The organism is Halomonas sp. 111 (assembly GCF_052379685.1).
GTDB lineage: Bacteria > Pseudomonadota > Gammaproteobacteria > Pseudomonadales > Halomonadaceae > Vreelandella > Vreelandella citrativorans.
This window is the reverse complement of the sequence record NZ_JBQSYV010000019.1, coordinates 42,809-57,196: the sequence shown is the minus strand read 5'-3', so window position 1 is coordinate 57,196 and position 14,388 is coordinate 42,809. Positions and strand designations below refer to the sequence as shown.

Below are 14,388 nucleotides of genomic sequence, written 5' to 3'. Positions count from 1 at the left end.
CCTGTCGATTAATGGCCTTGCTCGTTACTCTTTCACTGTGGAAGAGATATCGTCTAAAGGCACGTCTTTCTGTTTGCCTTCTTCACTTTTGGCGATCACTGCCGTGCCCACTAAATCGCCGGTTATATTCAGAGCGGTAGCGCCCATTCCTACCAACGCATCAATAGCAGTTAACAGTACGACGGTTTCGATCGGCAGCCCTACCTGAGCAAACACGGTGGCAATCATGATGATACCCGCCCCCGGTACGCCCGCAGTGCCAACTGAGATCAGCGTACCGATCACGACAATTTGAGCCATGCTGGCAAGATCCAGCGGTGCGCCGATCACATTAGCAGCAAACACCGCGGAAATAGCGATCCGAATCGCCGCGCCATCCATGTTCATGGTCGCTCCCAGCGGCAGGCTAAACCCATACACACTTTGCGCGATACCCATACGGCGGGCGGCATTCATGGTCAGTGGCAGCACGCCCGCGCTACTTTGCGTGGCAAACGCCGTGGCCATCGGCATGCGAGCCTCCCGAAAAAAGCGGCGCAGCTTTACTCCAAAAAGACGCATAATGACGCAGTAAATCGCCAGTTGAACGGCCAGGGCGATATAAAGCACGATCACCATGTCACCCAATGACAGCAGCGTTTCAAACCCCTGCTGGCTGACAGTTTCCGCCACGATAGCGAACACCCCAATCGGTACGACATGCAGCACGCCCGACATCACTTTCAGCGTCACGGCATTCAAGCCTTCGATCATTTCATACAACCGCTCGGCGCTTTTGCCGTGCGTTTCGCTTTGGCGCACCTTCATCAAAGCGATACCGAATACCAACGCGGTAAAAATGATGCCGAGCAGGTTCTGGTCAGCCAACGCGCCAATAATGTTGTTCGGGACGATATTAAGCAGTACATCAACGAGTCCCGGATTCTCCGGCACAGAGAAGCTCGCACTGTCATCCAGCGTCATGCCACTGCCTGGATTAAGTAGTGAGGCCACCGATAGTCCCACCACAATTGCGAACGCGGAAGAGGCCAGGTAATACAGCAGCACCTTTTGACCAACACGGCCGACGCCACCCACCGTTGACTGGTTGACCCCGACCATCAGCGTAAACAGTACAATAGGTACAATTAGAAACGTCAGCAGACGCAGCAGTAGGTCGCCGACCGGCCCCAGCCAAGTGGTGATGGTTTCTCCACCCAACAACCCCGCCACTACCCCCAACAGCAATGCGATCGTGACACGTAGAATCAACGAAGAGCGCATATACCCTTTCAAAAGCGCCATCATGTTAGTCACCTTTACCCAGAAAGCTTATTAGAGCCCGCCAACTGAAAACGTCACCCTACGGAGCCAGTAAACCTCCAGCTGCTGCCTGATGGTTCAGGCTCGCGATACAAGCACATGTATTGGGGACTGCGCTGATTGGCATTGAAAGAGGCTCCTCTACTGCGCCATTGAAGCCTGATTTATAAATCGAATACCAGCGAATGGTGCGCTGCCTGCCCAGCCAAGGCGCCGTCGCTAACGGCAAGCGAAAGGTTACCCACTGGCCGTGCAATGTCACCACAAGCAAAAACGCCAGGCACGGAGGTTGCCTGGGCAGCACTGGTTTTGATAACACGCCCCAGCGGCGTGGTCTCAATTTCGCACCCAAGGCGCAGCGCCAGCGTGCTGGGGATCGTTTGAGTGACAACAAACAGCCCCTCCAGGGGAAATACCCGGCTATCGGCCATTACTACCTTCACGCCTTCCCCTGCCAGGCGTTCAACAGCGCCATGTTCGATATGCGTACCGCGCTCGTCGAGTTTTTGTAATTGCCACTTATCAGGCGCAAACGCGTCGTTCAAAAATAGCGTTGTTTTGCCCCAGTCGGGCAGCATCAGCGCAAGGTGCATCGCCGCTGCTGAATGGGCCAACACACCAATATGCCCACGGTTTAGATCAAAACCATGACAGTAAGGGCAATGAAAAACATGCGTGCCCCAGCGCTCTTTAAGCCCTGGCAACGCGGGAAGATCATCGTCTACGCCAGCGGCCAGAATAACGCGACGGGCGCGAAATGACGACGCCGTTGCCCGTGGCTCGGCAAGCGTTAGCGTAAAGTCGCCAACTTCGCCGACAATCGTTTCAACCTCCCCTTTGTGCCAGTCAACTGTCGGGTATTGAGCCAGTTCCGCGTAGCCTGCCGCCACAATGTCCTCGGGCGACTTACCATCCTGCGTCAAAAACCCCCGCGACCGAGCGGAAAAGCGGTTACGCGGCTGGTCAGCATCCACCACGACTATATGGCGCCGTGTCTGGGCCAGCTGCAGCCCAGCGGCCATCCCGGCATAGCTGCCGCCTACAATTGCCACGTCGTACATCATGGTTTGCTCTCTTTCCATTGAGTGCCTATTGCGCGTATCTAGCGAGATACAAAATCCTTGTCAGAAAGTGTAGATCAGCAGGCAGATAGCGCGGCAAAGGCCTTGGAAAAGCAACATAAGTTGACTAGGCTAGTGGCCTTCCCTCAGATTAAAGGTATTCGTCCAATGCGCTATTAATGCTGCCGTCCTGTTTCCGACGGCCACGTTCTCCGTCCCTTATTGAAAGGGGAATGTTTGGCATTGATAGGTACATCCCATGACAAAGACGTTTATTTCGCTCGATAGCGTTTCTTATACGCTGCCCAACGGTCACGTTTTGTTCTCCGCGCTAACGGAAACCTTCGATACAACGCCTACTGGCTTGGTGGGGCGCAATGGCGTGGGTAAAACGCTGCTGGCCAGGCTAATGGCTGGCGACATCACACCCTCAACAGGGCGCTGCCTTCGCATAGGTGAAGTGCGCTATTTATCGCAACGCGTTACCCAAGAGGTATCCGGCACGGTAGCCGACCTGGCAGGCTTGGGCACTACGTTAGCGGCACTTGCCCGCATTGAGGCGGGCAGCACGAACACCGAAGACTTTGATGCACTAGGCGATCAATGGGATATCCGCCAGACGCTACAGCGCGAGCTTGAATACAGTGGCCTTGCCCACCTTGAATCGACAACCCCAGCGGCGACATTAAGCGGCGGTGAAGCCATGCGCATTGCCCTGATCGGCGTACTATTATCGAGTGCGGACTTTCTTATTCTGGATGAGCCGAGTAATCACCTGGACGGCCCAAGCCGAAAAGCGCTTATTGAGCAGCTAACCCGCTGGCCCAAGGGGCTGCTGGTTGTTAGCCATGACCGCCAACTGCTCGCCCACCTACCACGTATCGTTGAGCTGTCAACATTGGGGCTACGCAGCTATGGCGGCAATTACACCTTTTACGCCGAACAAAAGGCGAGCGAACAAGCAGCGGCTCAAGCTAGCCTGGAACACCATCAAAAAGAGAAAAAACGTGCAGAGCGCGTGCTGCATCAACAACATGAACGCCAAGCGCAACGTCAGGCACGTGGTAACCGCCAGCGACATGAGGCCAATCAGGCAAAAATCCTGCTGGATCGTCAAAAAGAACGCAGCGAACTTTCTGCTGGGCGCCTTGCCCACCAGCAGGCAGAAACACGCAGCCAGCACCTGAGCGCTATTCAGCAAGCCCGGGAGCAGCTTTCTGAAGATACACATATCGCGCTGCATGACATTGCCGTGCAGCCTGCCCAGCGGATCATTGCTGAGCTCACGGATATCACACTTCCTTACGTTGCCGGAAAGCTTAATTTCAGCCTCACGGGGCAGCAGCGTTTAGGCATTGTTGGCCCCAACGGCTCGGGTAAATCCACCCTGCTTAAACTCCTGGCTGAACAGCGCCCACCCCTAAAGGGTGAACGCCGTGTGCATGTCAGAAGCGCCTATCTCGATCAACACCTGGCTCAGTTGGATAAAACCCGGAGCGCTATAGAGCAGTTAACCGTAGCCAACCGAGCAGCACCGACCAGCCTGCTGCGAACACGGTTAGTACACCTTGGGCTAACGGCTGAGAAAATTAGCGTTGCCTGCGGGAAGCTAAGCGGTGGTGAGCAGCTAAAGGTAGCGCTGGCGTGCGCGCTATATGCCGACCCGCCCGCGCAACTGTTACTGCTGGATGAGCCCAGCAACCATCTCGACCTACCCTCGCTACAGGCATTGGAAAGCATGTTAAGAGGCTACCCAGGTGCGCTGGTAGTGGCCTCTCATGACCAAGACTTCTTGCACAACCTCGCGCTGACCGACTACCTATGCGCTACGCCAGAGGGCTGGGTATTGGAAAAAGCCTAAAACCACTCATTATGAGGCTGGCGTTTGAGCGTCCTGAAGCCAGCGATTAAACGCCTCTTCGTTGCCCATACCATTGCTAGCGGCGTCGTTTTCAGTGGCGCCGTTTTTAATAACGTAATAGACCAGCCGCAGGTGGCGGTCTTCGTCAACCAACAACGAGGTATGCTCAAAATCGAGCGCCCCTAACGGCGCGAAGTGAAAGTGCCGAACGCCGTGGCAAGGCCCGTGGATATCTTGTCCTGCCCACCACGTTTTAAAATCTTTATCCACGTGGATCAGCATTTTGATCAACGCATTGATCGCCGGGTCTTCAGGCGCGCGGGCCACATCGCGTTTAAAACTGGCGAGCATTTGGCGGGCCTGCTCTTCCCAAGGGTCGAAAAGCCCGCGTGTGGCTGCATCGGTAAACAGTAGCCACAGAAGATTGCGCTGCTCCGGTGGGTGTTTAGAGAAGCCAAACAGACGATCACCCGCGTGGTTCCAGGCCAGCACATCCCAGCGCAAATTCAACACGTAGGCAGGCCGAGTGGGTAAATCGTTCATCAGACGATGTATCAAGGGCGGCACTATGCCCCACGTTTTTCCCGGCTCAGCGGGGAGGCGTTGGTGCGCCAGCAAAAACAGATGGCGCCGCTCGGTGGCATCAAACTTAAGCGTACGCGCAAGGCGGTCGAGAAAATCCGCCGAGGCGCGAATATCGCGCCCTTGCTCCAGCCACGTGTACCAGGTCAACCCAACCCCGGCGAGTGCCGCGACTTCCTCGCGGCGTAAGCCAGGCGTGCGCCGCCGCTTACCCACGGGCAAGCCAACCTCTTCAGGTGTTACCTGCTCGCGCCGGCTACGCAGGAATTCCCCAAGCTCGGTTCGGGTGCGGTTTAACGAACGTACTGCCGCCATCTTGTTGCCTTTAGTAATAGTATAAATAGTTAAATTGTACCCCCTTTAAAGCCTCTCCAGAATAGCGCCCTCACCGCTTGGAGCCGTCTGCAAGATACGGATGCCAAGTAATGTATGAGCCTGACTGGAGAGCCTAATGGCACTTTCTTCTCGACTATCGATTTACTTAATTGCCTTGGGCGCCTTTTCTTTGGGGATGGCGTCTTATGTTACTGCTGGCCTTATACCCCTGATTACTCATGCTTTTTTAGTATCAGATGCCATGGCGGCACAACTGGTAACGGCGTTTACACTGGCGTATGGCCTGGTTTCCCCCATCGTGGTCGCGCTCCTGCCGGGTCATCAGCAGCGCACAGGGTTAATCATCGCATTGGCGATGTTCGTTATTGCAAATGTGGCAAGCGCGCTGACCACAAGTTTTGTCATGCTGATGGCCTGGAGAGCACTCGCTGGCGTGGGAGCTGGGGTTTATCTGGCGCTAGGGATTGCAGCCTCGGCGGCACTCGTACCTGAAACGCAGCGCGGCAACGCCATCGCGATGATTATGGGCGGGATGGCGAGCGGCACCGTGCTTGGCGTGCCGCTTAGTCTGTTGCTCGCCGGACAGTTGGGCTGGGCCTCAGCCATGTGGCTGATTGCACTGCTCGGCGCAATTTCCCTGGCAGGCCTGTACTACAAGCTCCCCAATATTCCCGCAGCGCCTTCTATATCGTTGCGGCGCAAACTGGTCATTTTGAAGCACCCCGCGACCATGACCATTCTAGCTGTCTCGCTGTTAGCTGCCGTAGCAAGCCTTGGTATGTACACCTTTATTTCACCGCTTATAGCAGCATCGACGTCTGGCAGCTCTCCCTCTATGGCACTTTATCTATGGGTTTGGGGCGTTGGCGGGATTTTGGGCAGCTTTTTAATTGGTCCGATTGTGGATAAAAGCCAAGGCTCCAGCGTTGTCCTGGCTATTATGCTGGTCTTGGCCGTTTCGCTGATAAGCCTGCTAATTGCTGCAGCTCTGCATCCATGGCTTGCGCTTGTGCCTATCGCCCTATGGGGAGCCGTCGGCTGGGCGTTACAGGTGCCGCAAAATAACGCACTAATGCACGTTCGCAAACCACATGGCGATGGCAATCTCGCCGTAGCCCTGAACGAGTCAGCGCTTTACCTGGGTAGCGCGATTGGGGCGGCGGTAGGCGGGCTTATGCTTGCCAGTACCTTTCCGCTTTGGACGCTTGCGTTAAGTGCCGGTGCGCTTGCTGCAAGCGGTGCGTTATTACAGCTCACCATGCGCAAGCGCAGTCACTAAACAATTAATATTAAGCACTTAGCAATCGCGACATGACCTGTTGCGCGCAGGAGTGAAGTATTGCCTTGGATTAGAAAATAAATACAAAAAACCTTTGACGCGTGCCGCGAAACATGGCAATGTAGCGCCAGTTGGTTAGCAAGCAGCATGGTTTCAGAAGCGTACGATTCTTTCGGCAGCCTGATATTGTATTCCTTGTTTCACCCGCTACTTCAATCTGGGTAATACCAGGAATTTTATTACGGCGCTTATGCGCGAAAGGATTTAATCATGGCAACTGGCACAGTTAAATGGTTCAACGACACTAAAGGCTTCGGTTTCATCGCTCCTTCTGACGGCAGCGACGACCTGTTTGCACACTTCTCCGAAATTCAGTCTGACGGCTTCAAAACCCTTCAAGAAGGCGCTAGCGTTTCTTTTGACGTTACCCAGGGTAAAAAAGGCCTTCAGGCTTCTAACATCAAGCAAACTTCTTAATATTTATTATTAAGTGTTTGTTCAGACCTTAGGGTCTGACTGACAAGGCCCGCTTCGGCGGGCCTTGTTGCGTTTGGGCCTGGCAAAACAAGACAAGCCGCACCCACGACCTATCCGTTTCTCGCTTCTATGTATTTTTAATCCACGTAATAAGCCGCACATCAACGCTCACGGTTAGCGTTTCAAGTGCTGCTGCCCTTTCACGGCCCTCTGCACTTGCTCGGTAAAGATGCGGCGTCATGGCCAAAAGATCCGCAATGCTATCTTTGTCATTCAGTGTCAGCGGATAGCGGATCGTGTCAGTTGCCTGCAGGCTAAACCCTTCTGGCACAGCAGGTTCTGCATTGCGCTCAGGTTTAAGTGTTGGATAAATAATCTCACGCAATTCGCGCAGGTGATTTGATCCTGCCTCTACTTGCAGCAACAAGCCTCCCGGTTTAAGCGCTCTGGCAAACTCGCTCATCACGGGAAAGCCGAACATGCAGAGCAGCCTATCCAGCGTGGCCGACTGCACGGGCAAATTGGCATTACTGCCCACTACCCACGTGGCTGAATGCCGACGGTCCTGTCCTGGCTGATGATCCTGCTCTTGTTGACGACTCTGCTTGGCCGCCGCCATAACCGCCCATTTGGAAATATCCAGGCCGATCAAAGCAAGCGGTATTTGCAGCTCAGTGCTAGCCAATTGACGCAAGTAGTAGCCTTCACCACATCCCGCATCCAGGCAGCTAAGCCATTCGTTTTCCGAGGCATCGCTCAAGGCAGCGTGACGAACAGCTTCGGCAACAGGCTGGTAATACCCGGCATTCAAAAAACGCTGCCGTGCCGCCACCATGGCCTTACTGTCACCGGGGTCGTTTGAGCGCTTGTTCTGAACAGGCAGCAGGTTTACATAACCCTGTTTGGCAATATCAAAACTGTGCCCAACCGTGCAGCGCCATACGCCTTCCGCTTGAGTGAGCGGGCCGCCGTCAAGCGGGCAGGCCAGCGCTTTAAACGCGTTCGATAACATAAAATGAGTTTTTTTCAGCGAAGGATGAGTCAGTAGTTAGCGCACTACCACCACGATACCGAGCATGATAGCCACACCACCGATTAAAAAGTTAAAGCTCAAAGGCTCGTTGAGCAGTAGGGTACCAAAAAGCAGACCAAAAAGCGGTGCTAAAAAAGAGAACACGCCTAACTGCGAGGCACGATAGCTCCGCAATAACGAAAACCACAGTAGTAAAGCGCCAAAGGAAACGATAATTGATTGAAAACCAAGGCTTAAAATGACCGTTGAGGTAAACTGAGCGCTCATTAGCTGCCCCGATATTAACGCAGCTGGCAATAGCAGCAGTGCCGTTACACTTAGTTGATAGCTCAATGTGAGTTCAGCGGGCTGCTCAGAAAGCGAGCTTCTGCGTATCACCACCGTCGTCGCTGCCCAAGATAACCCCGCCACTATTCCCATCATGTCACCGATCAGTATTTCCGTATCCATACTGCCCGCTTGACCGGGCGCTATCGCAATGGCCATTCCTGTAAAAGCCAAGCCAATACCCCACCACTGGCGTTGAGCCAACTGCTCCCCCGGAACCATTAAATGCAGTCCTAACGCCGCAAAAATAGGCGCCGTATAGAGAAAAATAGACATGTGAGAAGCCAGCGTGTAATGAAGCCCCCAAGCCAAAAAGACAAACTCACTCGTGAAACCTAAGCCAACGAGTAACCCCGGCCGCCAATGCGCGCGCACATCTCGCCAACCAATGCCTTGCCAGAGCGCGCAAGGTATTACCAGCATAGCGGCAAGCAAAGAGCGTAAAGCAATTTGAGACAGTGGCGATATTTCCTCAGCCACCCCTTTTATAGCAACCTGCTGAAACCCTAGTATCAGACAGAAGAGAAGCATTAACGATGCCGCTCTTCGCCCTAGGGGTTTTCGCTCAAAGACGACGTCCTTGTGGTAAATCCTTGTTGCTATATCTGGCTCAAGATTGCGCATGTAGACCTCGCTATGCAATAAGACGGCTATTGCATCAGCAGAGGAAACTCTCTACAAACGATTACTTATCCGACCTAGGCTTAGTAAAACTCACGCTATGAAAATTGAAAGACTACCGCTTAATGCACTGCGAGCTTTCTCTGAGGCTGCTCGTGAAAACAGCTTCAAAAAAGCCGCCACTCGGCTCAGCGTTACTCCTGGTGCCGTTAGTCGCCAAGTCAAACAGCTAGAGGCAAGGTTGGGCGTCACCCTTTTCGAGCGACACGCCAATGGCGTGTTAGTCACCGAGGCGGGTAAAATGCTGCTCGACGATGTGCAGGCGGGGTTATCACTTATTGCAAGTGGGGTGGAACATATCACACAGCGCTCTAGCGAAGCTTTTGAGCTGGTTATTAGCGCGCCACCTTCTTTTTTACAGCTTTGGCTACTACCTCGACTTCATCGATTCGAAGCACGTGAACGTGGCATCAATATATCGCTTGATGCCGATGCGAATTTAACGCCACCACTGTGGTTGCCTAACCGTGCCAAGCTATCACTGCGTTATGGCCAAGGTCCGTGGCAAGGCGTCAATAGCATTAGATTATGCGAAGACGTGCTATTTCCTGTGTGCTCGCCTGCGCTGCTTTTCAAAAATAAAATTAGGGTGCCAGAAGACTTGCTGGCACAACCGCTGCTTTCGGTTGAATGGCATCGGCATACTCCGGCCTTCAGTCCTGTACCGAGCTGGAGCGAATGGTTTAATAGCGTCGGTGTAAAAAACCACCACTTACCCACCCCCATGCAATACTCGCTTTATAGTTTGGCGCTAGACCAAGCCATTGCTGGCCAAGGCGTAGTACTGGCAAGCTATCCCTTAATTGCCGACCGGCTGGCTAGTGGTGTGTTAGTACGTCCCTTTAAAGAGAAGTACGCGCTCGTATCACGCTTTGCTTACGATCTTATTCTACCGGCGAGCGGAGGCGCACCCGAAGCGGTCACACACTTTAGCGAATGGATAACCCAAGAGGCGGAGACATTTCAAAATACATCCCCACATCATTAAGAATTATCCAACTGTCGCGTATAGTCCTGAAACAACGCATATTTCCATTGGCGTACCGCTAATACCGATGTAGTGCCAAAGCGCTTATGCAGAGGCAAACTACTTTCTCTTTCGCACAGGCTGTGAAACTCCTTGGCCAGGCGCTGCATTATCTGCTGCCACTCGTCATTGCCTGCTCGGGACAACAGACCATTGAGGACCAGCAGTTGCTCGCTTTCGCCATCAAAGCGTGAGCGAAAAAATTCATTCGCAATATACGTTTGGAAGAACTGCTGAATAGGACCGCCAGAGCGCCAGCGGAAATTGGCGGCTACGCGGCGGCGAATACGATTACCAGGTAGCAACTCAATAAGCTTTAGCCGCTCAAGCTTAAGCAGCTGACGTGTACACTCCGTCTCGCTTAACTGATACTGATGATGAATTTCGTCAAAGCTATAGCCATTAACAACACAGACAGCGACCAGAAATAGCTCACGATCATCAACGATGCTCTGCTCCTGAGCCTGGGTCAATTGCTGGGGCCGTAGCTCTTCTGCCTGCATGGCTTGTACCAGCTCGGCAAATTCGATATTGAGTTGATCACAGATGCACTCTAGCCGCGCTAGGGTAAAGTGCTTTTCAGCAAACAGACGCTTAACGGACGCCTCGCTTAGGCCCAGCCACTGAGCCACATCGGCATAGGTTTTACCCTGAGCACGAAGCTGGCGCTTCAACGTATCAATTAAACACCCCACTTGGGACATAAGCGCCTCCAGACACCTCAACGTAGCAAATAATGATACTTTAAAGCACGTATAACACAACCTGGCCTAACAAGGTTGCACCCAAGGCCTGGTTTGGACAGATTGCTACCATCTAAAGGGGTTTATAAGGCTTAGTGAACATGCAAAGAGTGCTACAGATGAAGGGCGCATGGCCCTACTTCATCGCTATCTTTCTTAATGCTTTTCTCGACTTGGGGCATAAGATCGTTATTCAGAATTCGATCTTCAAAAGTTACGATGGCACCACCCAAATAGTGCTTACTGCGCTGGTAAACGGGTTAATCCTGCTCCCGTTCATTGCGCTGTTTAGCCCATCAGGTCACGCGGCTGATACCTATCCCAAAGTACGTATTCTACGCATTTCGGCGTGGGCAGCGGTCGTGGTATCACTAGGCATTACGGCGGCTTATTATCAAGGCTGGTTTTGGCTGGCTTTTGCGATGACGCTACTGCTGGCGATACAGTCAGCCTTTTACTCGCCTGCCAAATACGGCATGGTCAAGACGCTGTTTGGAAAACCCCGATTGGCCGAAGCGAACGGCATCGTCCAGGCCGTTACCATTGGTGCCATTTTGGCGGGCACCGTGGTATTTACCGCCTTCTTTGAAGCATGGACACCCTTGGCCAACCAACCCCCAGAGCAGTTGCTGCGCCAAATTGCTCCGCTAGGCTGGCTATTAGTGCTCAATAGCATCATTCAGGTGGTGGCGCTTTATCGGCTGCCGCTGGATACCCCACAGCCGCCCAGCACACCGCTGACCTGGAAGCGCTATATAAAAGGCAGCGCGCTTAAAGACAATCTACGCATCGTTGCGCGTCAGCCCGTATTAAGGCTGTCGATTATCGGCCTTGCCACCTTCTGGTCTGTTGGCCAAGTACTGTTAGCCGCCTTCCCTGCCTACGCCAAATCCGCGCTCAGCATTGATAACACGCTGGTGCTGCAAGGTATTCTCGCCGCTAGCGGCATCGGTATTGCGCTGGGTTCGGTGCTGGCCAGTCGTCTTTCACGCAACCGTATTGAAACCGGCTTAATTCCGGTGGGCGCCCTGGGCGTTGCCGTTGGTTTATGGTGCTTACCGCTACTCACAACGCCACTCAGCCAAGCGCTTAATTTTGTGTTTATCGGTTTAATGGGCGGGCTGTTTATTGTGCCGCTCAACGCCCTGATCCAGTTCCACGCTGCGGATAACGAGCTGGGCACGGTGTTGGCAGCCAATAACTGGATTCAAAATATCGCCATGCTGGGCTTTTTGGTGCTCACGGCGCTGTTCGCTTTGGCGGGCGTGGATAGCCACTATTTATTACTTGTGATCGCTAGCGTAGCGATGATAGGGGGTGGCTACACCATTATAAAACTGCCCCAAAGTCTGGTGCGTTTTTTACTGGGCTTTCTGCTAACCCGCCGCTATCGCGTTGATGTTTACGGTTTGGAAAACCTGCCTGCCCAGGGCGGCGTGCTGTTACTGGGCAACCATATCAGCTGGATTGATTGGGCCATGGTACAGATCGCAAGCCCTCGGCCGGTGCGTTTTGTGATGCTTAAAAGCATTTATCAGCGCTGGTATTTGCGCTGGTTTTTTAAAGCACTGGGCTGTATCCCCATTGAGCGCGGCGCTGCCGCCGAGCGGGCACTTAATAGCGTTGCCGAATTGCTCAACGCAGGTGAAGTGGTCTGCCTGTTTCCGGAAGGCGCTATCAGCCGCACCGGGCAGTTGGGCGAATTTCGCCGAGGCTATGAGCGGGCCTGCAAAATGGCCAATCCCGACGTAAAAATCGTTCCGTTTTATCTACGTGGGCTATGGGGCAGCCAGTTCTCGCACTCTTCCAGCAAGCTTAAAGAGCTACGCCATGCACCGCTACACCGCTCTATCGTTGTGGTCTTTGGCCAAGCGCTGCCAAAAGAGACCCCAGCCGATGTACTCAAACGGCGCATCTTTGAGCAGGCTACCCGCTCCTGGCAGCTCTCGATGGAGAACCTGCACACCCTGCCGGATGCCTGGATACGCAGCGTAAAACGCCGCCCAGGAAAGCTGACGCTCACGGACACGATCAGCCGCCCATTAAGTGCCGCTAAAGCCCTCACGGCGAGTATTCTGATGGCCAAGCGCATCCGCAAGCAGAGCAAAGCGCAAAACATCGGCTTGTTACTGCCTACCAGTAGCGCGGGGGTACTCGCCAATATGGCCACGCTGCTGGCGGGAAAAACGGTGGTCAACCTTAACTACACCGCCAGCGGCGATGCGTTGGCTTCGGCCCTCTCGCAAGCCGGGATAGATACCGTTCTCACGTCTACGCGTTTCGTGGAAAAACTTAACGCCCGTGGGCTTGATGTATCGGCGTTACTTGCCAACCAAAACGTTGTTTACCTGGAAACACTACAAGCCTCCATGGGCCGGGCTGAACGCTTAGGCACATGGCTTAGCGTCCGCTTGCTGCCGACCTGGCTGCTGCGCCTCTGCTACTGCCGAGCACATAATGCAGAGGCCACCGCCGCCATCCTGTTTTCCAGCGGCAGCGAAGGGCAGCCAAAAGGCGTGATGTTAAGCCATCGCAACCTAATGGCGAACGTTAAGCAAACATCCGACGCGCTGAATACCGAGCATAACGACGTCATGATGGGCTCGCTTCCGCTGTTTCATGCATTCGGCCTCACGGTTACTCAGTTCTTACCGTTAATTGAGGGCTTACCCCTGGTGTGCCACCCCGACCCGACCGATGCGGCAGGTATTGCAAAAGCGGTTGCCAAGCACCGGGCAACCATTATGTGTGGCACGTCGACGTTCCTGCGCTTGTTCACTCGCAGCTCCAACGTTCATCCGCTCATGCTGGATAGCATCAGAGTGGTGGTCGCCGGGGCGGAAAAGGTCGACGACAGCGTACGCAGCGCGTTCCAGCTTAAATTTCATAAGCTGATTTATGAAGGATACGGCGCAACCGAAACCTCGCCGGTAGCGGCGGTTAATCTTCCCGATACGTTGGATGTAAACTATCTGCAAGTGCAGCGGGGGGCCAAGATAGGCACGGTTGGCATGCCGCTACCCGGCACGAGTTTCAAAATTGCTGACCCGGAGAGTTATGAAGAGCTTTCCACTGACGAAGCAGGCATGATTTTGATTAGCGGGCCGCAGGTCATGCAGGGCTACCTGAACGATGCTGAACGTACCGCCAAGGTGGTGTGCAATCTCGACGACCAGCGCTGGTATATCACCGGAGACAAGGGTTATCTGGATGAAGATGGTTTTCTGACCATTGTGGATCGCTACTCACGCTTCGCTAAAATTGGCGGTGAGATGATTGGCCTCGGCGCGGTGGAGCAGGCTATTAACGCCACGCTTGCCGACCCCGATACCGCCATCATGGCGGTCAACATACCGGATGCTAATAAGGGCGAGCGTATTGTCTTACTCTCGGAAACCCCGCTGGATGCACAGGCTGTCAGAACGGCCCTACGCGGCCAGGGTCTCTCATCGCTAATGATTCCCAGCCACTGGCTCACCGTTGATCAATTACCGCAACTGGGTTCCGGCAAGCCCGATATTGCCGGCGCCAAACACCTGGCGCAGGAACAACTAGCCAAAAACGAGCAGTTCTCACGGCATTAATCCAATAGCGAGTAATGGTCCCTTTACTGGAATAAACCGGCGGTGTCTGGACGAACCGCCTGATTTCAGAGACCCAATTACCCGTGGGGAAAAGC

General features: G+C 53.8%; 11 protein-coding genes. 5 read left to right on the top strand and 6 right to left on the bottom strand.

Annotated elements, in window-relative coordinates; translation table 11 throughout:
- Positions 1 to 24: 24 nt before the first annotated feature.
- Both ACT3T7_RS14420 and ACT3T7_RS14415 read right to left on the bottom strand, forming a co-directional pair.
- Entirely contained in the window at positions 25 to 1,287 is a 1,263-nt protein-coding gene (locus tag ACT3T7_RS14420; protein WP_444631403.1) for a dicarboxylate/amino acid:cation symporter, read from the bottom strand.
- A gap of 179 nt (positions 1,288 to 1,466) precedes the next feature.
- Positions 1,467 to 2,366, bottom strand: coding sequence for an NAD(P)/FAD-dependent oxidoreductase (locus ACT3T7_RS14415; RefSeq protein WP_444631402.1), 900 nt, complete (start codon positions 2,364 to 2,366; stop codon positions 1,467 to 1,469).
- Positions 2,367 to 2,622: 256 nt separating this feature from the next.
- Between ACT3T7_RS14415 and ACT3T7_RS14410 the strand changes: the two genes are divergently transcribed.
- Positions 2,623 to 4,224 (top strand): ABC-F family ATP-binding cassette domain-containing protein, encoded by a 1,602-nt coding sequence (locus ACT3T7_RS14410; protein WP_444631401.1) that lies wholly within the window; start codon positions 2,623 to 2,625, stop codon positions 4,222 to 4,224.
- A gap of 9 nt (positions 4,225 to 4,233) precedes the next feature.
- Here ACT3T7_RS14410 and ACT3T7_RS14405 read toward each other — a convergent pair whose 3' ends face one another.
- On the bottom strand, positions 4,234 to 5,121 hold the full coding sequence (locus tag ACT3T7_RS14405; RefSeq protein WP_444631400.1) for a helix-turn-helix transcriptional regulator: 888 nt from the start codon (positions 5,119 to 5,121) through the stop codon (positions 4,234 to 4,236).
- Between the two features lie 136 nt (positions 5,122 to 5,257).
- On the opposite strand from ACT3T7_RS14405, the gene ACT3T7_RS14400 reads away from it, so the two are divergent.
- Positions 5,258 to 6,421: an MFS transporter gene (locus ACT3T7_RS14400; protein WP_444631399.1), complete on the top strand. Its 1,164-nt coding sequence runs from the start codon at positions 5,258 to 5,260 to the stop codon at positions 6,419 to 6,421.
- Positions 6,422 to 6,691: 270 nt separating this feature from the next.
- Positions 6,692 to 6,898: a cold-shock protein gene (locus ACT3T7_RS14395; RefSeq protein WP_018917934.1), complete on the top strand. Its 207-nt coding sequence runs from the start codon at positions 6,692 to 6,694 to the stop codon at positions 6,896 to 6,898.
- 127 nt (positions 6,899 to 7,025) lie between these two features.
- Here the strand turns inward: ACT3T7_RS14395 and ACT3T7_RS14390 are convergent, their stop codons facing one another.
- Positions 7,026 to 7,910 carry a putative RNA methyltransferase gene (locus ACT3T7_RS14390; protein ID WP_444631398.1) on the bottom strand — a complete coding sequence of 295 codons (885 nt, stop codon included), beginning with the start codon at positions 7,908 to 7,910 and terminating at the stop codon, positions 7,026 to 7,028.
- Positions 7,911 to 7,946: 36 nt separating this feature from the next.
- Positions 7,947 to 8,789, bottom strand: coding sequence for a DMT family transporter (locus ACT3T7_RS14385; protein WP_225733687.1), 843 nt, complete (start codon positions 8,787 to 8,789; stop codon positions 7,947 to 7,949).
- 190 nt (positions 8,790 to 8,979) lie between these two features.
- Between ACT3T7_RS14385 and ACT3T7_RS14380 the strand changes: the two genes are divergently transcribed.
- Complete coding sequence (locus ACT3T7_RS14380; protein ID WP_444631397.1) at positions 8,980 to 9,927, top strand: LysR substrate-binding domain-containing protein; 948 nt, start codon at positions 8,980 to 8,982, stop codon at positions 9,925 to 9,927.
- Here the strand turns inward: ACT3T7_RS14380 and ACT3T7_RS14375 are convergent.
- A complete protein-coding gene (locus ACT3T7_RS14375; protein WP_444631396.1) occupies positions 9,924 to 10,670 on the bottom strand; it encodes a helix-turn-helix domain-containing protein in 747 nt (248 codons plus the stop codon). The two genes, ACT3T7_RS14380 and ACT3T7_RS14375, sit on opposite strands and share 4 nt — an antisense overlap.
- A gap of 140 nt (positions 10,671 to 10,810) precedes the next feature.
- Between ACT3T7_RS14375 and ACT3T7_RS14370 the strand changes: the two genes are divergently transcribed.
- Positions 10,811 to 14,293, top strand: coding sequence for an acyl-[ACP]--phospholipid O-acyltransferase (locus ACT3T7_RS14370; RefSeq protein ID WP_444631395.1), 3,483 nt, complete (start codon positions 10,811 to 10,813; stop codon positions 14,291 to 14,293).
- Positions 14,294 to 14,388 lie beyond the last annotated feature (95 nt).

Coding starts and splice junctions, on each gene's coding strand:
- ACT3T7_RS14385 (WP_225733687.1), bottom strand. CDS start 8,789: ATGCTTCTCTTCTGTCTGATACTAGGGTTTCAGCAGGTTGCTATAAAA.
- ACT3T7_RS14405 (WP_444631400.1), bottom strand. CDS start 5,121: ATGGCGGCAGTACGTTCGTTAAACCGCACCCGAACCGAGCTTGGGGAA.
- ACT3T7_RS14415 (WP_444631402.1), bottom strand. CDS start 2,366: ATGATGTACGACGTGGCAATTGTAGGCGGCAGCTATGCCGGGATGGCC.
- ACT3T7_RS14375 (WP_444631396.1), bottom strand. CDS start 10,670: ATGTCCCAAGTGGGGTGTTTAATTGATACGTTGAAGCGCCAGCTTCGT.
- ACT3T7_RS14390 (WP_444631398.1), bottom strand. CDS start 7,910: ATGTTATCGAACGCGTTTAAAGCGCTGGCCTGCCCGCTTGACGGCGGC.
- ACT3T7_RS14370 (WP_444631395.1), top strand. CDS start 10,811: ATGCAAAGAGTGCTACAGATGAAGGGCGCATGGCCCTACTTCATCGCT.
- ACT3T7_RS14380 (WP_444631397.1), top strand. CDS start 8,980: ATGAAAATTGAAAGACTACCGCTTAATGCACTGCGAGCTTTCTCTGAG.
- ACT3T7_RS14420 (WP_444631403.1), bottom strand. CDS start 1,287: ATGATGGCGCTTTTGAAAGGGTATATGCGCTCTTCGTTGATTCTACGT.
- ACT3T7_RS14400 (WP_444631399.1), top strand. CDS start 5,258: ATGGCACTTTCTTCTCGACTATCGATTTACTTAATTGCCTTGGGCGCC.
- ACT3T7_RS14410 (WP_444631401.1), top strand. CDS start 2,623: ATGACAAAGACGTTTATTTCGCTCGATAGCGTTTCTTATACGCTGCCC.
- ACT3T7_RS14395 (WP_018917934.1), top strand. CDS start 6,692: ATGGCAACTGGCACAGTTAAATGGTTCAACGACACTAAAGGCTTCGGT.